General features: G+C 59.8%; 14 protein-coding genes. 11 read left to right on the top strand and 3 right to left on the bottom strand.

Annotated features, from left to right (window positions below; translation table 11 throughout):
• Positions 1-124: 124 nt before the first annotated feature.
• Positions 125-865, bottom strand: a complete 741-nt coding sequence (locus GHT07_RS09605) for a ParM/StbA family protein (RefSeq protein WP_153584848.1) — start codon at positions 863-865, stop codon at positions 125-127.
• Between the two features lie 28 nt (positions 866-893).
• Complete coding sequence (locus GHT07_RS09600; RefSeq protein ID WP_153584847.1) at positions 894-1964, bottom strand: site-specific integrase; 1071 nt, start codon at positions 1962-1964, stop codon at positions 894-896.
• A gap of 883 nt (positions 1965-2847) precedes the next feature.
• Here GHT07_RS09600 and GHT07_RS09595 point away from each other — a divergent pair.
• Positions 2848-3207, top strand: coding sequence for a hypothetical protein (locus GHT07_RS09595; protein WP_153584846.1), 360 nt, complete (start codon positions 2848-2850; stop codon positions 3205-3207).
• Positions 3208-3343: 136 nt separating this feature from the next.
• On the top strand, positions 3344-4204 hold the full coding sequence (locus GHT07_RS09590; RefSeq protein WP_153584845.1) for a hypothetical protein: 861 nt from the start codon (positions 3344-3346) through the stop codon (positions 4202-4204).
• Between the two features lie 71 nt (positions 4205-4275).
• Here GHT07_RS09590 and GHT07_RS09585 read toward each other — a convergent pair whose 3' ends face one another.
• Positions 4276-4734 (bottom strand): Cd(II)/Pb(II)-responsive transcriptional regulator, encoded by a 459-nt coding sequence (locus GHT07_RS09585; RefSeq protein WP_153584844.1) that lies wholly within the window; start codon positions 4732-4734, stop codon positions 4276-4278.
• A gap of 62 nt (positions 4735-4796) precedes the next feature.
• Between GHT07_RS09585 and GHT07_RS09580 the strand changes: the two genes are divergently transcribed.
• The 9 genes from GHT07_RS09580 to GHT07_RS09540 all read left to right on the top strand — a co-directional run bounded on the left by GHT07_RS09580 (position 4797) and on the right by GHT07_RS09540 (position 21698).
• The gene (locus tag GHT07_RS09580; protein ID WP_267237619.1) at positions 4797-7052 is read left to right on the top strand and encodes a heavy metal translocating P-type ATPase; all 2256 of its coding nucleotides are present in this window, start codon (positions 4797-4799) and stop codon (positions 7050-7052) included.
• On the top strand, positions 7042-7665 hold the full coding sequence (locus GHT07_RS09575; protein WP_228488262.1) for an SIS domain-containing protein: 624 nt from the start codon (positions 7042-7044) through the stop codon (positions 7663-7665). Before GHT07_RS09580 ends, GHT07_RS09575 begins: the two co-directional genes overlap by 11 nt.
• A 22-nt stretch (positions 7666-7687) precedes the next feature.
• Complete coding sequence (gene czcI / locus GHT07_RS21720; protein ID WP_153584843.1) at positions 7688-8032, top strand: cation efflux protein, CzcI family; 345 nt, start codon at positions 7688-7690, stop codon at positions 8030-8032.
• 83 nt (positions 8033-8115) lie between these two features.
• Positions 8116-9411 (top strand): TolC family protein, encoded by a 1296-nt coding sequence (locus GHT07_RS09565; protein WP_153584842.1) that lies wholly within the window; start codon positions 8116-8118, stop codon positions 9409-9411.
• Complete coding sequence (locus tag GHT07_RS09560; RefSeq protein ID WP_153584841.1) at positions 9408-10592, top strand: efflux RND transporter periplasmic adaptor subunit; 1185 nt, start codon at positions 9408-9410, stop codon at positions 10590-10592. The genes GHT07_RS09565 and GHT07_RS09560 overlap by 4 nt, the downstream gene beginning before the upstream one ends.
• Positions 10593-10601: 9 nt before the next feature.
• Entirely contained in the window at positions 10602-13724 is a 3123-nt protein-coding gene (locus GHT07_RS09555; protein ID WP_153584840.1) for an efflux RND transporter permease subunit, read from the top strand.
• Positions 13721-14449 carry a ZIP family metal transporter gene (locus GHT07_RS09550; RefSeq protein ID WP_153584839.1) on the top strand — a complete coding sequence of 243 codons (729 nt, stop codon included), beginning with the start codon at positions 13721-13723 and terminating at the stop codon, positions 14447-14449. The genes GHT07_RS09555 and GHT07_RS09550 overlap by 4 nt, the downstream gene beginning before the upstream one ends.
• Before the next feature lie 306 nt (positions 14450-14755).
• On the top strand, positions 14756-21016 hold the full coding sequence (locus tag GHT07_RS09545; RefSeq protein WP_153584838.1) for a P-loop NTPase family protein: 6261 nt from the start codon (positions 14756-14758) through the stop codon (positions 21014-21016).
• A complete protein-coding gene (locus tag GHT07_RS09540) occupies positions 20940-21698 on the top strand; it encodes a hypothetical protein (protein ID WP_153584837.1) in 759 nt (252 codons plus the stop codon). Before GHT07_RS09545 ends, GHT07_RS09540 begins: the two co-directional genes overlap by 77 nt.
• Positions 21699-21725 lie beyond the last annotated feature (27 nt).

The raw sequence follows: 21725 nt of genomic DNA, 5'->3' as shown, positions 1-21725 counted from the left end.
TCCAACCGGGGGGCCTCCGGCGGCCCCTGCGGGGGGCTTAAAGAAAGGAAAATACAAGAGCCGAATTCAGCAGACCATGCAGGTCTGACTTACATCAACCGGTCTCCTCGAAACCCGGGGCGGTTCAGTCCACGATTCTCGACTGGTCACGCCACCCCGCGTTGATGCGGTCTGCGACGGCATATGCGCAAGCCAGCATAGCTTTGGGATATGCACCAGACCGTTCCCAGGAAGGCGTCAACCGTTCGGACAGATACCAATCGAGCGTGCCGCCACCCGGATCGACAACCATCGTCACCCCTTCCAAAGGGCGACCGCCGTTTGAGTACCCGAAGTTAATGATTGCGCCTTGAGGCTGAACGATCACACGGGCGTTGTCGATGGTGATGCGGCGCTCGTCTCCCCCAGCCCCCACGATGTGCTCGCCCATTGCCTTTACGGACAGCGCCTCCGCGCAATCGAAGTACGTATTCATTGGGAGACCCAGGCTAAGGTTCCGGATCACGACGTGGCGAGATGAGCTCGCGGCTTTTGCAATGTGCCAGAACGCAGCGCGCAACAGTGCGAGGTACTTGTCACTTGTCGCGTAGTCTTCTTTGACCAACCGCGAATCACTTCCGCTGCCGCGATGCGCCGCGCCGGGCCCCGCGAAGTAAGACACGCCACCGACGTTCACGAGGCAGCCGTCTGGCTGGCTGAACCCCTCCATCTGTCGAGCGACGCCCGATTTCAGAACCGGTGCGATCGACGGGAAGCTTTCGACTGCGATAGGCGCCTGAATTGCCGGTCGTCCAAGCGTGTACTTCACGTTGTAGTAGCCGACGTCCACGCTGCGCGCGCCGATGACGAATTGATGGGATTTCATGAGGGTTCTCCTATGCGGGCTGGTTGAATTAGTGGGAAGAGGGCGAGCCGATGTAGGCGTACGAGATGGGGCCGCGCTCGTGACCGAGTTGGCGAGCAATTTCCAGAATGGCCCAACGAACGAGTTCAGCCTTCTCGCCGTAGACGCTGGGTTCGACTTCGCGCAGCACGGGCGCCGGCAGGCCAGTGAGTTCGCGGAACAAGTCACATGCGAACTGGTGACGCAACCCGTGCAGCGTGATGCCCAAGCCGGTACGACGGATGCCGTGCTTGCGCGCGAGGTAAGTCATTCGGTTCTTCATCGCGCGAAGAGAGCCTTTGGGGTTACCAAGGCAGCCTTTGCTGTTCCGCGAGGCAAGTCCCATCGCGTGATTGAGGGTTTGACGTTGCGCGGCGCGCTTCTGTGGGTCCGAGCTGAACTCCACCCGGCGTTCCTTGCCGCCTTTGGTGCCGCGCCACACCATCAAGTGGTCGCCCTTGTCGCTGTCACGCGGAACGATCTGGCAGGACTCGTTCACGCGAAGGCCGAAATGCAGCTGCATGCGGAACTGGCAAGCCACGAGTTCATCGACCTGCTCGACGGCGTCGATCACCGCATTCGGATCGACGCCGTGGTCACGCCAGCCTTTCGGAAACTTCGCGATCAGTGACGTTCCCTGCGTTCCCAAGACGATGTCCCTGGAGCGCAGAACTTGACGCCACTCCTGGCCCACTGGGATTGCCCCGCGCTTGCCAAGTAGCTCCAAGAAGCGCCGCAGCGTGCTCACATATTTGGCAACGGTCTTCTCGCACAACCCTTCTTTCTCCCATTGCCTGCAGAACGCGATCACGTGCTTGCGATTAAGGTCAGTGATGTTTTGGATGGGAACGCAGCAGGTGCGACAGAGCGTGATCGCCCGATGGAGCTCACGGCCATAGTCAGAACGCGTCTTGTCACTGACAGGCCTGTCTTCGCCAAACGCCGCTGGAATGTGCGACTTGCGCAGGATGACATTCAGTTGGCGATGTGGATCGCCGGGGCTGTTGGCTACAGCCCGTTGTGCGATGTCCTTGAAGCTTCCTCCGCCTCGTGCAACACGGCCTTTTCGATGTGAATCCATTTCAGATCTCCTTGTGCCGACACAGGCACCTCTTCATGTCAAACAAACACGAACCTCCGAAGCAATAGAGCTGGGGGCTTTAGCAACCTGTCCCGGTGGACCGCAAGAGCTCACTCACGGCGCCGTCCTCGAAAGGATCCGTACCCAGAAAGGGCAGGGGGTTAACCGCCGACCTCAGTCGACGGGGCCGAGTGAGCGGCCGCCCGGTGACGCGCCAACGGCGCTCACAGTGGATGTCTTCTTCCCAGGTGCTTCACGCCTGGGCCAGGCCCGCTCACTCGCTCGTGGCGTATCGCGTCAATGCGCGAGCCAGGAGTTCAGTGAGAAGGAGCAGAACGAAGACAGGTCGCTTCGAATCCGTACGAATTCGGCCGAGGGAACGTGCTTTCCCGAGGCAGCGACAGGTTGCTGATTTCTTCGAGGCGAGCACGTGCGTCTCACCCCCTTAGGTTTGCTCTTGCGAGCAGTGCGCCAAGCCAATGGGCACGGCGACTTTGATGAATGCGGGCACTCGGCCAGCCAGTCCCGTTTGGGAAAGTGGACGGATTGTTAAGGCGCTTCGGCTTTTGCGCAATTGATGTCGACCAATGCGGTCGCGCGAACATTCAGTTCAAAACAGAGTGCCGAAAAAAGCGCTGTTGGAACATGCACTTGCGATGACTGGCAGCGTTTGAAACGTGATTGATGCAAATGCTGAACGCAGCTTGCCGGCACGCTGCACGCAGCGCGCGTGCCAATCGACCGCCCGCTCAATCAACTGGTATTCCGCCGTTTGGCACAGAGGTGTGCACGTCTGTGCCATGGGACTTGAATTCGCGATGACCTTCGGTAGAACAGTTGAAGCCACTCTGTCGTGGCGGCTTCAACGAAAGGCAATCACCGCATGGCTTCGTTCTTTTGGAAGACGTTCTGTGGGCTATCTGCAGCGTGCTATTTCCGTCATCTGTTCTTCGGCTGCCTATTTCCGGCCTTCATCTATCTCAGTACCAAGGACCGGATCTATCCGCTTCCCTGGAACGCATGGGCAATGGTCGCGTTGAACACACTGCTGTACCCCTATTCGCGGTTTGTCTACGAAGGCATCGCGGAGTTCTTTCTGGGGCGCAATCTGTTCTTCATGAACGGGTGGATATTTTTGACCCTCAAGGTGATCACGATGACTGTGTGCTGGGTCTTGGCGATGGGGATTGCGCCCATTGGCCTTGCCTACCTCTACTTCTACCACTCGCGAATGCGGGATTAGCCTGAGCATGACTCTCGACGGCGTCAAACGCCCTTGTCGATTCTTGGCCCGCTTCTAGAAGAATGAATCCACATCCAACGCGCCTGCAAACGCGCGTTGCGCGAGTCTCCGTGTCTCGTTTTGCCTGGAGACTTCAATGCAACGTAACGCACGAGGAGAGACCTTGAGAACAACAGAAGATGCCTGGCATCACCATTTTCGCGTCACGCCCGGCCATGGCATCGGGCAGGACCAGATCAACGAAGTAGCTCGTGAAGTGCCACTCGCGCCATCGCAGCTTAGCGATGACCGAAGAATGCTGGCGGATTTTGTGTCGCAGAAGAGGGCAGGCATCTGGAACTGGGCTTTTCAGCCTTTGCTCCACCCTCGATCGGGTCCTCGCGAAGTGCTCCTCGCGTTAAAACGCACTGCAGCCTTCCACCAATACATGCCCGAATCTCAAGAGGCATTGCTCGGAATGGCAGAGATTATTGGCGCGGACGCCTTCGCACATTGTCCAGAGCATTTGGATTCGCGTACCAGCCAGTTTGGAGGAACCGAGATCCTTCTGTGCTCACATACCGGATGGCTCAGGTGGCACAAATTAAATATGTCCCTGGGCGTATGGAGGTTCGTCCTTAGTCCCGGTCCCAAGTCGAGCGGGCCATATGGCGCGTGGAGCATGTGGCGTGGCCCGAACCATCCGCATGTCTTGGCCCTCGGAGGCGCGCAAGCGTGGTTCGTCGCGAACGAGCGCGGTCCGGTGATTCGGAAGGTCAAGGGAATGAGCGCAATTCGGCTGTTCCCAACGAAGCAAGAGTCAGAAAAGCGATCTACCAAGTTCGATGGACATTGCGTGGCAGCGCAAGGGGCAGATCTGCTCCGCATATGCAGCCTTGCCGAGAGAATCATCCTGCCGGACGGGCAGGTTTTTCAAACCAGGGACGAAGCGGAAGAATATTGCCACCCCGCAGCAACGGTTGTTCAGGCCTTGGTGGCCACCTTCACTGGCGAATGAGTGGACAGCGCGGATCGCCTGACTTACAGCCTCGTGCGCTGCGACTTCGCCCGATACGACGCACGTCGCCTTCAGACGTGACGATGCGGAATTCGACGCGGTCCCGTCCTGGGTAGCTCATCCGCCTTGTGATGAAGTGCTTCGATGATCATGCATTTGCCACCGATCCCATCGCAGCGCGAACGCAGTTCCGCGAGCTCTTTGTGCAGCGCTTTGAGCTCAGCGATGCGATCACGCACGTGCCCGATATGCTCATCCAGAGCGACGGTGGCGATTGCGCAGTCGGATTTCTTTCGGAGGTCGAGCCCAAGCAGGGTCCGGACCTCATCCAGGGACATGTCCATCGCACGACAGAGCCGGATAAACCGTAGCTGATGAATGTCCTCAGCCGTGTAGAGCCGATAGCTGTTGTCTGCTCTTCCGTGCGGCGCCAGCAGCCCTTCTTTCTCGTAGTAGCGGATGTTGGCCGCGCTGACCCCCGCCTGCGAAGCAGCTTCGCCGATACGATAGTGTGGAATTGAGGCAGGCATGCTTGACCTTCGAGTGGCTTGAAGCTTTCCAATCATGGCACAGAGACGAAAAAGGTATTCCCATGTCCGATTGCTGCACAGATGAAACACGCAAATCCGAACCCACTGAAGTGGCGGAAAAGAAGGGCGTGGCCGGAGCCGCGCTGTTTCGCGTTCCTGCAATGGACTGCGCGTCTGAGGAGGCTGATATTCGACGTGCGCTCGAGCCGATCTCAGGCATCCGCTCATTGAACTTTCAGCTCGGCGAGCGTACTTTGCGCATCCTCGCCCCAGAAGAACAATTGCCGGCGGCTGTCGCGGCTATTCGCAAAGCCGGATACGACATCGAGCCTATTGATGGCCTCAAAGCGGAGCATTCCGATGGCGAGGAAGATCACGACCACGGCTATGCCGAAAGCCCATGGCGTCTGGCGCTGGCCCTCGGTCTGGCGATTGCTGCGGAGGGAATTGAATTCGCCGGGCTCGACGGGACACTTTGGAAAGGAGTCACGTTCGGCCTCGCAGTCGTGGCAATCTGGCTCGCGGGTATTCAGGTTTACAAGAAGGGCATCAAGGCGGCGCTGCACCTGAAGTTGAATATCAACGCGCTGATGGCGGTCGCAGTCACCGGCGCGCTCGCGATCGGTCAGTGGCCCGAAGCCGCGATGGTGATGGCGCTGTATTCCATTGCGGAACTGATCGAGGCCAAGGCAGCAGACCGTGCCCGCAACGCCATCAAAGGCCTTCTCGCGCTTTCACCGACTGATGCGGACCAGCTGCAGGCTGACGGCACTTGGAAGAAGGTTGCCGCCTCAGAAGTTGCCAAGGACGCTGTGCTGCGTATCAAGCCGGGCGAGCGCGTACCGCTGGATGGCGTTGTGACCAAGGGCAACAGTGCCATCAATCAGGCGCCTGTGACTGGCGAGAGCATTCCAGTGGACAAGGCGCCCGGAGACCAAGTGTTCGCCGGGACCATCAACGAGACTGCCGAGCTGGAGTTCCGCGTGACGGCGGTGTCTGCCGACACGACGTTGGCTCGCATCATTCATGCAGTGGAGGAAGCGCAGGGCACGCGCGCGCCGACACAGCGTTTCGTCGATAAGTTCGCTGCCGTCTACACGCCGGCGGTGTTTGCCATCGCGGTTGCAGTGGCGGTGCTTACACCTTTCCTGCTGGACCTGACGTGGCTGGAAGCCCTCTACAAGGCGCTGGTGCTGCTCGTGATCGCCTGCCCTTGCGCGCTCGTGATTTCTACTCCCGTGACCGTGGTGAGTGGTCTGGCTGCAGCGGCGCGACGAGGAATCCTGATCAAGGGTGGCACGTACCTGGAAGAGGCGCGCAAGCTCAAAGCGATCGCTTTGGATAAAACAGGCACAGTGACTCAAGGCAAACCGGAACTCGTGGACTGGCGGGTGTGGGGACAAGGCGATGAAGAATCTGTGCGGCAGCTGGCCGCGAGCCTTGCGGGCCGATCCGACCATCCGGTTTCACAGGCAATCGTCGCCGGCCTGAAAGTCGATGCGCGCGATGTCGAATCCTTTGAGGCCCACGCCGGCCGCGGCGTCAGCGGCACCGTCGAAGGCAAGCGCCTCACTTTGGCCAATCACCGGTTGATCCACGAGCGTGGGCTGTGCAGCGCCGAGCTCGAAGCCCAGTTGAAGAAGCACGAATCACAAGGCCGCACTGTGACGTTGCTTGCAGACGAAACCCACGTTCTCGCGCTCTTCGCCGTGGCCGACACGATCCGAGAGACGTCGAAGCAGGCGATCGCCGACCTCAAGGCACTGGGTGTCACGACGGTGATGCTCACCGGTGACAATGCCGCCACCGCTCAGTCGATCGCCCAACAAGCAGGAATCGAGGACGCCCGAGGCGATCTGCTGCCCGAGGCAAAACTCGAAGCGATCAAGGAAATGCAAAAGCGCTATGGCGTCACGGGGATGGCGGGCGATGGCATCAACGATGCGCCCGCGCTGGCGCAGGCCGACATCGGCTTTGCAATGGGTGGCGCAGGTACCGACACCGCAATGGAAACGGCGGACGTGGTCATCATGAATGACAACCTGCAGCGCGTGGCCGAAACGGTTCGCCTTTCTCGCCGAACCCACGCCGTGCTCTGGCAGAACATCACGTTGGCGCTGGGCATCAAGGCTGTGTTCTTCGTGCTTGCGGTGTTCGGTACCGCCACGATGTGGATGGCCGTCTTCGCCGACATGGGCGCGAGCTTGTTGGTGGTGGCGAACGGACTGCGGCTGATGCGAGGCGTTAAGGACGCTCACCCCACTGAAGCAAACCCAGTCGTCAAATCGAAAGACCCACATGGTGCCCATGCCCACTGATTCGGCCACGCGGCTGCTCATCACCTCGGCGTTTGGCGATGCGCGTATCGCGCTCGATCGCCTGATGGCGAACGATCAAGCGGTTGCCGCGATCGAACACGCTGCCGCGTTGCTGGTTCACACCTTTGAGAATGGCGGACGGGTATATGCCTGCGGCAACGGCGGTTCGATGAGCGATGCGATGCACTTCGCCGAAGAACTCACTGGCCGATTCCGCAGCAACCGTCGCGGCTTGGCGGCCCAGGCCATCAGCGACGTGGGGCACATCAGTTGTGTGGCTAACGACTTCGGATACGAACAGGTGTTTTCGCGATACGTGCAAAGCCACGGCCGCACGGGAGATTGCCTCTTTGCAATCAGCACAAGCGGAAAGAGCGCCAATGTCGTCAACGCCGCAGTCGCCGCCAAGGAGATTGGGATGAGCGTGGTCGCATTGACCGGCAAGACCGAGACGCAGCTCGAAGTGCTTGCGGATGTCTGCATCGCCACGCCTGCGGGCGAGTTTGCCGACCGTGCGCAGGAGCTGCACATCAAGGTGATCCACATCCTCATCGAGTTGGTCGAGCGCAAGTTCTTTCCCGAAAACTATTCCGTGAACAACCAGACCGCCTAACAGCGGCTGTTAAACTTTTGCCGTGCGCCGCCTTGTCCTGATCTTTTTTGTCGTGTTGTTGCCGCTCCAGTTCGCCTGGGGCGCGGCCGCGCGTTATTGCGGTCATGAAAGCGCGCCGACGGCGCAGCATTTCGGGCATCACGCTCACGTGCACCACGGCACGACCGATTCCACGAAGGCCACGCCTGCGCTGGCCGACGATGCGGATTGCGACTACTGCCATCTGGGCTGCGCGCAGCCGCTTTCCAGCAGCGCTGCTGTCCTTTCGGCAGAACCTACGTCGATCCGCATCGACCTTGAGCCCTCTCCTTCCCGACAACGGGAAGCGAGCGTCATAGACAGACCCAACTGGTTCCTCCTCGCTTGACCGGCGAGGACTGTCTTCCCCATCTCTTTTTTTGCTGACAGCTCGCCGGATTCTTTCCTCAGGTTTTGAACTAGGAGAATTCGATGCGACGAAAGACGCTGGCTTTTGCCGGTGCGCTGATCCTGGCGTGCGCGCCCGGTATGGCCCAGACCAATTCATCGGGTGTGACGGCCGCAGCGCCTTCCGCCCCCCTCACTCTGTTGGAGGCTCTGGCACGGGCGACCCATGCCAACGCCCAAGTGCGTGCCAAGCAGGCACAGCTGGTCGCTGCGCAAGGCATGCACGCTGACGCACAGGCGTTGCTCTTCAATAATCCGCAACTGTCTCTAGAGAGCACACGCCGCGACGTTCCACTCTCACCTGCCGGCACTGAACGCCAAAAGGAGTGGACAGGCGGACTCTCGCAGGCATTCGAGACCGGTGGGCAGGCCGGCTATAGGCGCGAGGCAAGTTCAGCCGCGCTGGACGCTCTGCGTTTCGAGATCGCCGACATCCGCGCGCAAGTGCGCAGCGAAGTGACCACGCTCTTCTTCCGGGCACTTGCCTTGCAGGAGAAGGTCGAGCTGGAGAGTCAGGCACTCAAACTCTTCGATGATGCAGCGGTCGCCGTGCAAAAGCGTCGGCGGGCGGGCGAGGACACCAAGCTCGACGCCAACGTCGCCCTGGTCGAAGCCGAACGGGCCCGCAACCAGCTCGCCGTGGCCCAGGAGCAGTTGCTGGACGTACGTCGTGAACTCGCTGCGCGGCTTCAGGTTTCGCCTTCACCGTCTATGCGAGTGATGGGGCAGCTCACGCCGACGGCGCTTCCCTACACGCGCGGCGATCTTATGGCCAACCTCGATGCACAGCCTCGCTTGCTTGCACTGGGATTGCGCGAGCGCAGCGCCAAGGCGCGGCTCGGCCTTGAGAAGGCAAGTGTGATGCCCGACATCACCGTGGGCGTTAACGTTGGCAGGGAAGGACCAGCCTATGCGCGCGAGCGTCTAACCACCGTGACCGTGTCCGTTCCGCTGCCTCTGTTTCGGCGCAATGCCGCCGGGATCGGACAAGCGTCCACAGACGCCACGCAGGCCACGATTGAACGCGACTCAGTGACGCTTGACACGCAGGCCAGCATCTCGTCGCTCTGGGCCAAGCTCACGAGTCAGGAGCAGCGGGTGCGCCGGCTCGAGCAGTTGGTTGTACCCGCGCTCACCGAGAACCTGAACCTGTCCGCCAAATCGAGGCAGGCAGGACAGATCGGCCTGCTCGAAGTCATCGTGGTCAACCGCCAGGCGCTGGATGCGCGGCGCGACTTGATCGAAGCCCTTTCCGACTATCACGCCACCCGCGCTGCCCTCGAGTTGGCAGCCGGCTGGCCGCGCGAGAACCAACCATGAACACGATTCCTGTCTCCATCTATTCGTTCTCACGTGCCGCTTTACTGACTATTGCCGCTGTCGTGGGCACCTTGGTGCTCAGCGCCTGCGGCGACAAGACCGGCACTGAGGCGGCCAAACCCGAATCCAAAGTAGAAAGTCCCGAAGAGAAGGGCCTGAAGCTGTCTGCAGAAGAACAGCAACGCGCCGGCATCAAGCTCGAAGCAGCGGGCGCGCGTCTGCACGAGGACTCCGTCACCGTCACGGCCACTATCCGAGCCAACCAGGATCGCATCGCTCAGATTGCACCCCGAGTCGAGGGGCGCATCGTGCGTGTCACGGTGAATCTAGGCGACAACGTCAAGGCGGGCCAAGCTCTGGCCGTACTCGACAGCGTGGCGATCGGCGAAGCGCAATCCTCACTGCTACAAGCGCAATCAGCTCAAAGGACCGCGCAAGCGGACTTCAGCCGCGCGCAGTCGCTCGCTGCAGAGGAAATCATCGCGCAGCGAGACTTTTTGCGTGCGCGCGGTGAGCTCGACAAGGCAAGCGCCGAGCTGCGGGCTGCGCAAGACAAGCTGCGGCTGTTGGGCGGCACGGCTTCCTCATCTCGTGCAGAGTCGACGTTCGCGCTCACGGCACCGTTCAATGGTGCGGTGATACAGAAGAAGGCAACCGTTGGCGAGTTGGCATCGCCCAACGCTCCAGTGTTCACCGTGGCCGACTTATCGAAGGTGTGGGTCGAGGCGAATCTGTCGGAGGACATGTTGGCCAAGGTGAAGCAAGGCGCGGCTGCTGTGGTCACAACAGGCGCCTACCCCGGTGAACGATTTGCCGGACGTGTCACTTATCTTGCGCAAGTGCTGGAAAAGGACAGCCGCACGGTCGGTGCCCGAATCGAGGTGCCCAATCCGGCCGGAAAACTGAAGCCGGAAATGTTCGCCAACGCGACGATCGAGACCGGCGGCCAGCGGCAACTCATGACGGTGCCGGATGAATCAATCCTGTTGCTGCAGGGTCAGCCTACCGTGTTCGTTTCGCAGAACGGCGTGTTCGAAGCGCGGCCGGTGGAGACTGAAGGCAAGGCTTCTGGACGCACCGTGATCAAGTCTGGCTTGAAGGCGGGCGACCAGGTTGTCGCTGCCGGTGCGTACGCGCTCAAGGCGCGTTTGCTGAAGTCGCAAATCGGCGACGCGCACTAAGGACCTCCCATGCTCAACGCAATCGTCGAAGCTTCGCTTCGCTACAAGGTTCTCGTGCTCGTGTGTTTCGCGGTGGTGATCGGCCTGGGGGTACAGGCATTCAGGCAGGTGCCCGTCGATGCCTTCCCGGATGTCACGCCGATCCAGGTCAACATCTACACCGAGTCGCCTGGCCTGGCGGCAGAGGATGTGGAGAAACTGCTCACCACACCTATAGAAGGCTCGATGGCAGGCCTGCCTGGTGTAGAGGAAGTGCGCTCGGTTTCGCTCTTCGGGCTCTCGTACGTCGGCGTCTACTTCAAGGACAACGTCGATATCTACTTCGCGCGCCGCCTCGTTGGCGAGAAGTTGCAGGAAGCGAAGGAGCGCCTGCCGCAGGGCTATGGCGAACCCGTGCTCGGTCCCAATAGCTCGGGCCTTGGGCAAGTCTTTTGGTACACGGTTGAATCGGCAGACAAGAGCCTCACGGCCATGGATCTGCGCACGCTGCACGACTGGACTGTCCGCGTGATCCTTCGCACTGCGCCCGGGGTCGATGACGTGATCTCGTGGGGTGGCGACGAGAAGCAATACCAGGTCCAGATCGATCCGCGCAAGCTCATTTCGTACGGCATCTCGTTCAAGCAGGTGATGGAGCGGCTGGCCGCCAACAACAAGCAAGTGGGTGGACAGTCCATCAACATCGGTGCTGAACAGTACCTGGTGCGTGGGCTGGGTTTGGTAGGCAACGAGAAAGACATCTCGGCCATCGTTGTCGCCGAACGCAACGGAACACCGATTTTCGTTCGCGATGTCGCCGAAGTGAAGGTCGCCGCGGCACCACGGTTCGGCGCAGTGACACGCGATGGCAAGGAAGCGGTGCTGGGCATGGCGCTTTCTCGCGTCAATGAAAACGCCAAGACAGTGGTTGATGCGGTGAAGGCAAAGCTCGCGACTGCACAGGCAGCACTGCCCAAAGGTGTCACGCTCAAACCAATTTACGACCGCACGGAGATCGTCGCCAAGGCGCTGAAGACCGCTGAGAGCTCACTGCTCGAAGGTGCATTGCTCGTTGCAGTCATCCTCTTCTTCTTCTTGGGAGAAATCCGTTCGGCAATCGTAGTGATCGTCACGCTTCCGCTGGCGATGCTCATTGCGTTCATCCTGATGCAGCAGTTCGGTGTGTCGGCCAACTTGATGTCACTGGCCGGTCTCGCGATCGGCACAGGAATGATGGTCGACGGAGCGGTCGTTCTCGTCGAGAACGCGTTCCGGCTTCTTGCGCATGCCAAGGAGTCGGGCAAGCCCGTGCATCGAACCCACGTGATCATGGAAGCGGCGCGCGAGGTGATCAACCCGATTGCGTTCGCAATCATCATCATCATCGTGGTGTTCATGCCGCTGTTTTCACTGACCGGCCTTGAGGGCAAGCTGTTCAAGCCCATGGCGCTGACCATTACATTCGCCATGGCGGGGTCGCTGCTCTTGTCGCTCACGCTGGTGCCGGTCCTCGCCGCACTGATTCTCAGACCGAAAGAAGAGCGCGACACTTTCCTCGTTCGCCATGCGAAGAAGCTGTACCTGCCATTGCTAGATTGGGCTTTGGAGCGAAAGCGCCTGGTGGTCGGATCGGCACTCGCACTGCTCGTCGTGTCTCTCGCGCTGTTCCCGTTCCTCGGGAAGGAGTTCATGCCGCAGTTGCAGGAGGGCGCGATCATGTTCCGCATCACGGGCATTCCATCGACTTCGCTCGATGAATCGATCCGCGTGTCGAACGTGGTCGATGCGAGCCTGCGCGCGAAGTATCCGCAGGTTCGTTCCGTTCTTGCAACGATCGGCCGTGCCGAGAAGGGCGAAACGAGCGACGTGAACTACATGGAAGTTCTGGTCGACATGAAGCCCCAGGACGAATGGCCGGAGAAGAAGTCGTACTCGGCCCTTGCGAGCCTGATGCAGGAGGATTTGGAGAAGGTCGTTCCGACTGCTGTCTTCGGCGCGACGCAGCCGATTCAGATGAGGGTGGAGGAGTTGATTTCTGGTGTGCGTGCGACGCTTGCGCTCAAGCTCTACGGCGAAGACCTCGCCACACTCGACAGGCTCACTGCGCAAGCCAAGGAAGTTCTAGAAAGGATTCCCGGCGTTGCCGATCTTTCCGCAGAAGCGAACAAAGGCAAGCCGCAGCTGGTCATCAAGATCAACAGGGAAGCTGCGGCGAGGCACGGTATCAATGCCGATGAAATTCTTGATCTCGTCCAAGCAGGCATTGGCGGAAGCACCGTGTCCACGCTCATCGAAGGAACGAAGCGATTCGACATCGCAGTGAGGCTCAACGACTCTTTCCGAGGCAGTCCGAGCGCGATCGCCGCCATTCCGATTCGCACAGCAGAGGGAGCGCTGATTCCGTTCTCGCAGGTCGCAACGATCGAAATGGACGAGGGTTACTCTTTCGTTCGGCGTGAGGCGCTACAGCGGTATGCGGTGCTGCAGATGGACGTCAGGGGGCGCGACGTCGACAGCTTCGTGAAAGAGGCTTCCGCTGCCCTCGGACAGAAGGTTCAGATGCCGGCCGGGTACTGGACGGAGTGGGGCGGCGCATTCGAGAACCAGCAGCGCGCGATGGCCCGGCTGGCGTTGATCGTGCCGCTGACGATTGGCCTCATCTTCATTCTGTTGTACACGGCATTCAACTCCTTGCGCCATGCGACACTGATCATTGCGAACGTCCCCTTTGCCGTGATCGGCGGAATCATCGGCCTGTTCATCACCGGGCAGTACCTATCCGTTCCTTCCGCGATCGGTTTCATCGCAGTGTTCGGTGTCGCAATGCTCAATGGCATCGTGCTGGTCTCGTTCCTCAACGACCAACGGGACCGAGGGCTGTCGATCCGTGACGCAGTGAGGCAAGGTGCTTCTTTGAGACTGCGCCCGGTGCTAATGACTGCGTCGGTTGCGATCCTCGGGCTGATTCCCATGCTGATTTCCACTGGCGTGGGCGCTGAAACACAAAGGCCGCTGGCAACGGTTGTAGTAGGCGGCCTGATCACATCCACAGCCCTTACGTTGCTGCTTTTACCGCTGATCTACGAGTGGGCCGAAACGCGAGCCGAGCGCAAGGATGCCCAACGTGACGCTCCCTCGGGAGCGGCCCAATGACGGCCTCTCTTTCAAGCGTCATGGGATTTGCGTCGATCCCCGCTGCGGCGGTGGTACTAGGCGGCGGGCTGGCGTCGATTCGAACCCCCAGCCCGGCTGTGCGCAGTGGCGTTCAGCACTTGGCCGCAGGTGTCCTTTTCGCAGCGCTGGCGGTGGAGCTGCTTCCCGACGTGATCCACCGCCGGCTTCCGTGGGTCACGCTGATCGGCTTTTCTCTGGGCGTTGTCGCCATGCTCGCACTGAAGGCGGCGACAGGCAGGTTGGAAGCTCGCGACGCGGGCACGGTAGCCGGAGCACTTCCTCTCAGTCTGCTGCTTGCTTCCGCCGTCGACATCTTGCTCGATGGCCTACTCATCGGCATCAGCTTCTCAGCGAGTGAACGACAGGGAGTGTTGGTGACGACCGCGTTGACCTTGGAGGTTCTGTTCCTGGGCGTTGCAGCCGCCGCTGCAATCACGGGACTTCGATCCCGCCAGAAGATCATGGGCGTTACCGTTGCCTTTGCGGCTCTGCTACTTACGGGAACGGGATTGGGCGCCTACTTCCTCGCGGGCGTAAACGGCCTGATCCTGGATGCCGTGATGTCATTTGCAGTGGCTGCGCTTCTCTATCTGGTGACCGAAGAACTGCTGACTGAAGCTCACGAGGTCAATGAAACGCCGCTGCTCACTTCAATGTTTTTTGTCGGGTTCATCGCCTTGCTCACAATCGAGATGCTCGTTTGAACTAGAAGGTATTTGCAAAGGTGGGCTAAGGTGCACCCTACTGACACCTGTCGCATCGTGAAATTATTGCTGGGGGACTTTGGGGGGACTGGGTTCTGGAAAACGTTGGAAAACCTCGTGCTTTGAATCTGCGCTCGTTCTCCGCCCCCCAATCAAATCAAGCACTTGTAAAAGAGCGCACAGCTACGAACCAAGGGGTCGTGACCTCCGGCCAACGGATCCTGTAAGCCTTGTTATACGCTACCGCAGCGACCTGTCGACGGTACCGTGCTAGAGCCTATTTTTTCACCAGAGACAATGACCTAAATGTCGAATACTGACCTCGTCCGAGCAAGTAGAGATGGTGACCAATTTCACTACCTGTGGGCGGCGCGTCGCTGCCTCAAACTGCTCTTGCCAGGCTCAGACCTTCGGATTGTGACCATCGAGGGCGCGTCAACGGGTGAAACAGCACCTGGACAGGTAGTTGAGGCTGGCGAAGAAATCATCGACGTCGGCGAGTACTACGGGAGCGAACGGCTAGCCGACGCCTCCAGCGTACGCTATGTCCAGTTGAAACACTCCACCTTCCGCGTCGACGAAGCGTGGACCATGGGCGGGCTTGCGGGCACCCTACAGGGGTTCGCCGCGCGATTCACCGAACTGCAAAAGCTGTTGGGGCCAGCCGGCATCTCCAAGATTGATTTCGTCTTTGCTACAAATCGGCCCGTAAGTACTGACGTCACGAACGCCATAGAGGACGCCGCAAAGAGGCAGCCGTGCCGAGATGCGCAAGCCTCGCGGGGATTGGAGAAGTACACCAACCTATCCCCAGACGCATTTGCAATTTTTTGCTCCCTCTTACGCGTGGAGGGGGAGCATCAAGGGTTCCTTGCGCAGCGATCAGCGTTGGAGAATGATCTTCGAGGCTATCTGCCGGATACGGATCAAGAATCGCTCCTGCTTCTGCAGAATCTGGTCACACGGAAGGCGACGACGGAGTTTTCCAGCAATCCGTCGATCACGCGACTCGATGTCCTGCGCGTGCTAGGAGTTGAGCCTTCAGACCTGTACCCTGCTGAAAACAAGATCGAAATTCCGGTCCTGGTCATTCCCCGTGAGCAAGAGCAGGCTCTAGTCAAGTCGATCATCGACGCAGGGACGCGGCCAGTAATCGTCCATGCCGACGGAGGAGTAGGCAAATCGATCTTCGCGAGCCGCATCGGCGCGCACCTGCCAAAGGGTTCCGTTTGCGTGGTTTACGACTGTTTTGGGAACGGCGAGTACAGAACGCCGAGCAACCCACGACACAGACCTAGGCAGGCGCTGGTTCAGACCGCGAACGAGCTTGCCGGTCAAATGTATTGCCAGCCATTGATTCCCTCGGGCCGTGCTGACGACCCGCAATACTTCAGAGCTTTCGCTCATCGCCTGCGGCAAGCGGTCGCGACCGTCAGGCGCACCTGCCCGGAGAGTCTTGTATGTCTGGTCTTCGATGCAGCAGATAACGCGGAAATGGCCGCGAGTGAAGCGGACGACGGCCCGTCGTTTGCGAAACGGCTGCTGCGTGAGGCCATTCCAGACGGAGTCCGTCTTGTCATGCTGTGTCGAACGCATAGGCGCGAGCTACTCACTCCGCCGCCCGGCATTGTTCAGCTGGAGCTGGGTGCGTTCAGCTTGGACGAGACGGCGGCGAAGCTCAGGAGCGTATTCGCAGAGGCGAATCAGCACGACGTAGCGGAATTTCATCGACTGAGCTCGCGCAATCCTCGTGTGCAATCCACGGCGCTGAGAACCTCTCAGAACTTGGTTGAGACTCTTCGGAATCTTGGCCCCGAGCCCAAGACAGTCGACGAAATGATCGGCAGGCTGCTGCAGCTCGCCGTCCGTCGCGCGAGAGATGAAGTGCCAGCTTCACAGCATCCACTGTTCGACCGAATCTGCACGGGGTTGGCGGTGTTGCGTCCAATGATTCCACTCGAGGTCTTGGCTTCCGTGTCCAATACTGAGGCGGCAAGCGTTCGCTCTTTTCTGTCCGATCTCGGCCAAGAGATCTTGCTCAAAGGTTCGCTTGTGCAGTTCAGAGACGAGCCGACGGAGACCTGGTTTCAGCAGCAGTTTCGGCCTAACCCACAGTCACTCGTCGCCTTCATCGCGGCCTTGCGGCCACAAGCTGCCTCGAGCACCTATGTTGCAGCGGCCCTTCCACATCTGATGCTCGGCGCGGGAATGATCGATGAGCTTATCGACATTGCCCTGGCGTCAAAAGATCTCCCCGAAGCCGACACGATTGGCCGCCGGGACATTGAAACGCAACGGCTGCATTTTGCACTTCGCGCGAGTATCAAGTCGGACAGAAACCTTGAGGCAACGAAGCTCGCGCTCAAAGCTGCCGGGCTTGCAGCTACGGGTGATCGGCAACTGGAGACTCTCCAACATAACACCGACCTGGCCGGACGCTTTCTTGAGCCCACGCAGGTGCTGGACCTCGTTTCCCGAAGAAGCTTTTCAAGTCATTGGCGCGGCAGCCATCACGCCTACGACGCAGCGCTGTTTTCCCAGCGCTCCGAGTTCCATGCAGACGCGAGAAGCCATCTGCGCATGGCACACGAGTGGTTGAGAAATCTCTTCTCGTTGCCGGAGGCTGAACGAGACGGCGAGCGAATTGAAGCGGATGACATCGCCGAAATCGGACTTGCTCATTTGAATGTGCACGGCGCTGAGCGCGCTGCGGAGATCGTTCGCAATTGCCTGCAAGCGACTTTTCGCTACGAGGTTGCAAAACGAATAGGTCAACGGCTTGCCGACGCGGGGCGGCTGGTGGATATTGATGCTCTAGCCAATGCAGGGCGGGCAGATGCCGTTCTCATCGCAGCGCTCGCCGAGGCAGTCGGCGCAGCTGGCCATCTGCTCCCGCGCGAACCCGTAGAGCGCACATGGCGAGTTGTGCGCCGACTTCCGAGCCAGGATGGCAAACACTTCTCGGGTCCGCGAGATCAAACGGTGGATGCGCTGGCAGCGCTAGCGCTAGCTGCACACAAGCATGGTCTGCAACTCACCGCTGCAATCGGTGCCACGTGCCAGCGTCACTTGGGGACTGATCGGCTCAGAATGCTTTCCAGTCGTCATACAGACAGCCGTCCTTCCCTGGTAGGTGCCTACGTTCTTTCGTCGACCCTGGCCGGGCAGCGTGCAACGTTGGAGACTTTGGCCCCGCCAGACATACGCGCGGCACTCGCCAAGGGAGGACGCACAGGCGACGATTCCGACGCGAGAGAGTTTCGTGCCCGCGTCGGGGCGCTGCTTCCCTGGTATCAACTCTGGGCTGATGTTTGCGTAGCTCCCCTCGCAGCCGAGGAGCTCGCAGCACGGCTGGCGCAAGCGCAGCGAGAATCCGACTCCGCCCGAGCAATCGTCTATTGGGAGGTCGAAACACTCAAGAACGAAGTTCTGCTTGCCCAGGCATCGTTGCTTGAGGCAGCCGGGCCTTTGGCAGCGCCGCACTTGGCATGGCTGCGTGAACGGGCGCTCGACAAATCCACCTTCACCGGAACGCTGATCCGGTTGAGTGGAGCCTGTGCGCGCAATGCGCATCTAAACGCGCTCTCGCTTGAATTTGCGGCGAAGGCGGCGAGGCAGCTCGCCGAGCAACGTACCGCAGCAGCTGAAATGGCAGACTCATACGTTGCTCTGAGTCGTGCCTTGCTTCCGCTTCACAACGCCGAGGCGAAACTCCATTTCCAGCAGGCGCTGGACGTCGCGTCAAAGATCGGTGACGAGAACCTGGCGCGGTGGCAAAGCGTAGTCTTGCTTGCTCAGGCTGCGGCTGACCCCGCGCGCCCTTCTCCGGAACGAGCCTACCGCCTTGCCAGAGCCGCGGAACTGACGTATGAGTTCGTTTACCGGGACAAGCATTTCGACTGGGAGGCAACGGTCGAAGCGATCGCAAGGGTGTGCCCGATTTCGGCCATCGCCATCCTGAGCCGGTGGCGGGACCGAAACTTTGGCAATTGTCAACGACTGCTTCCGGTGCTGGTCGACCATTTATTGCAGGCGCAACTCCTCAAACCAAAAGTGGCAGCAGCACTGTATTGCTTTCAAGCGGATTGGTCGATCGAGACCTTCTTGACAGCCGTGCTAAGCCGCACGGACGCCGGGCCCGAGCGGAAAGAAGTTGCGGCCCTGCTTTGGAACTACATTCGACTAGATTTGCACTCGCCGCGCGTCTGGCGAAAGCTTCTCAAGCTCGCTCAAGAGTTTGGCGTCGATTTCCCAGAAGCCGAACAGTTCGCGGACCAAGCCGAGCGACGGGAGGAGCGGGCAACGAAAGGGAGCGACGATCACAGGACCCACGTTCAAGCGCCGCAGCAGGAGGTTAATTGGGACGCAGTCTTCGACGGCCTGAAACCGCATTCGTTGTCAGACCTGGCGCAAGCGCAGAAGCGATGCGAACTCACAGCGAAGTATGGCGCCAAGTCGCAGGTTTTCGTTCGGGCTGCGCATCGAGTAGCGGTCGGCCATGAGCACGAGTTTTTTGAGGCGCTCACTGATTTTCCTGGGTTCGAACTCTATGAGTTGCGACAGCTCTTGGAAGACCCACCTGCACCCTGGGCTCACCAACAGTCAACGATGGAAGCCTTGCGGTCGCTGGTTCGGAAACTAGCAGCGAGACACTGCTTTCGGATCACCGTCAGGACTGCCTACCAGCTGCTGCCGCTCGATGTGGTCGAGCGAGCCTGCGGCCTGCCCAGAGCCCAAGTCATTGGTGCGGCGGTGCACGCGATCGCAGATGTTGCTGATCCGCTCGGGGCGGAGTCGCTGTTCAACCTCGTCGGTCTCCTCAGTACGAGACTGGATGCGCGTGATGGAGCTTCTGCGCTGGATTACGAACTAACCCGCATGGAAGAGGCGATGTCAGACGCCGACGGCGATGGTCCATGGCATGACGCATTTGCTCCTGGCGGAGATCTGAGCAGTGCTGTCGCCTCCTATGTTTGGGCGGCACTTGCAGCGCCGGAAGCCAGCTACCGATGGCAGGGCGCGCACGTGGTGCGGGCGCTGTGTCAATTGCGGTGCGACGTTTGCATTGACACGCTGACGTCCTGCCTGGCGGGCACGATACCCAGGCCATTTGTCGACAGCAGACTGGTGCACTACGAGCTCCACGCGCAACAGTGGTTGCTTATCGGATTGGCCCGCGCCGCAATCGAGCGGCCTGATTCGGTTGCAAAACACGTCCCGCAGCTCGTGGGGCTTGCGCTGCAGCCAAGTTCCCATGCACTTATTCGCTCTTTCGCCGCGTCTGCCGTGCTCGCTGCGCATCACCACGCCAACGTGGCGCTTGAGGAATCCATAGTGAACCGGCTGCGCCGCGTAAACCAGGAGAAGATCGACCGCACTCAAGGCCCCAGAGACAGGTGGCATCGGGAAGAGCTGACTGGACCGCGGCGGCCAATTGAGCTTCACTTTGGCATCGACATGCCGCACTACTGGTTCGACCGCTTGGGCGGAATTTTCGGGCTGAACGAGACTGATATGTGCGAGCGCGTCGAGAAGGTCATTCTCCATGACTGGAGCGTTCCGATCGAGACTTGGGACCACGACCAGCGGACGCGAAAGCGAATTCTCGACGGTGATGAGACTCGCCATTCGCATGGCACCTATCCGAGAGCGGACGATCTTCACTTCTACTACTCCTATCACGCGATGTTCGCCGTCGCAGGGCAGCTTGTGGACGAGATTCAGCTCCGGGCTGTCGAGGACGAATGGCACACCTTTGAGAACTGGCTCCAGGGCCATTCGCTCACGCGCAAGGACGGTGGTTGGCTGGCAGACCGGAGAGATCCGGAACCCTTTGAAGAAGTTGACTGGTCGGAGATCAAGGACAACCAGGAATGGAAATGGTGCGTCAGTCGCGATGACTTCGACAGGGTGCTGTTTCAAGGGCCTCAAGCTGTCGTTGTCGCGGGCCATTGGGTTGTCTCGCATGAGCCCAGGCGCGAAGAAGTCGACGTTTCGAGCGCTTTGGTCACGCCGGAAACCGCACTCTCGTTGCTTCGCTCAAGGCAGTGCAGTGCAGATATCGATCGCGACCCACCGCTGCCCAGCGCTGGCAGCGACAACGAGCTGGATGACGAAGGATTCGTTCTGAGGGGATGGATTGTGGACAACAGCAGCGAGGCTGAACTCGACCAATTCGACCCTTGGGCTGCCGACATTCGCTATCCGCCGCTTTGTCCGGCAAAGTTCGTAGAAGAGCAGTTGTCATTGCAACAGGATGACGAGCAGCGAGCGTGGCGCAGAGCCGGCATTGGGGTGGTCGAGTTGTCATCGCGCACATGGGCACAGCCTCCAGCCGGTCGGCGTGAGGACAAGGAACCCAGCCGCGGGCGCCGGCTCGAGGCATCGAAGGATCTCATCCAGCAGCTACTTGTCTCGACGGGCATGAAATTGCTCGTCGAAGTAAGCATCCGTCGCCGTTTGGCATCGTCGTATGAGTCCAAGGATGACGATGACGCAGTTGGCTATCCTCCTCCCTATGCAAAGTACTTCCTCTTTGACGCAGATGGAACCATTACAACCGTTTAATCCCGCTGTGATGGAGCTGGGGCGGCGGCTTGTCGACGCGCTGGCATCTGAAGGTCGCGATGACGTGCTGTCCAAGTGGATGGCCCACCACATCGCAAGCCTGATGACTGAAGCGGAGCGAGCGGAACCGGGGCCCCCACGGGCCGAAGCTGAGCGCGCCTGCATGGAAGGTGTCCTTAGACTTTGGACTCATCGGAGCGTGCTGCCGAACGGCTCTCGCCCCTTTGAAAATGCCGAATCCGCCTTGAACACACTGACGAAGTTGGATCCGACCGTTCCGGAAAATTTCTATTTTCGCCTGCGTGACAGGCACGATGAATCGGACTCAGTCGAAGACGTCAAATGGCTTCGCTCTGCCGAAGCTGTGGACCGGGCGGCCCGGACGCTGATTCGTTTCTGCCTTGGTCAAGTCGTTACTAAGGACCAGTCAGCGCTAACCGAATGGGTAGAACTGACAAGGAGGCTCGCCGATGCGCCGTCGGAGTGGGATGTCCTGTTGGTTTCCTCCCTGGTCGAGGTCGGCAAGGAATCCGAGCCTGAGCAATTTGCTCATCGCAATGAAGCCAAAGCACGCGATTTGTCCAAAAATGTCGCTTCTTTGATTCCGGTGCTGCAAGCGCTGCGGAAAGATCTCGACGGGGCACTTGTCGATGGTGAGCCGGCTCCGTCGTCAACGCAGTGAGGGCCGCGGGTACGGGAATGACGACGG

Origin of the sequence: Caenimonas koreensis DSM 17982 (genome assembly GCF_009646335.1) — a bacterium.
Taxonomy (GTDB): Bacteria; Pseudomonadota; Gammaproteobacteria; order Burkholderiales; family Burkholderiaceae_C; genus Ramlibacter; species Ramlibacter koreensis.
Note: the sequence above shows the minus strand (reverse complement) of the source record. Positions and strands in the feature narration are given on the sequence as shown.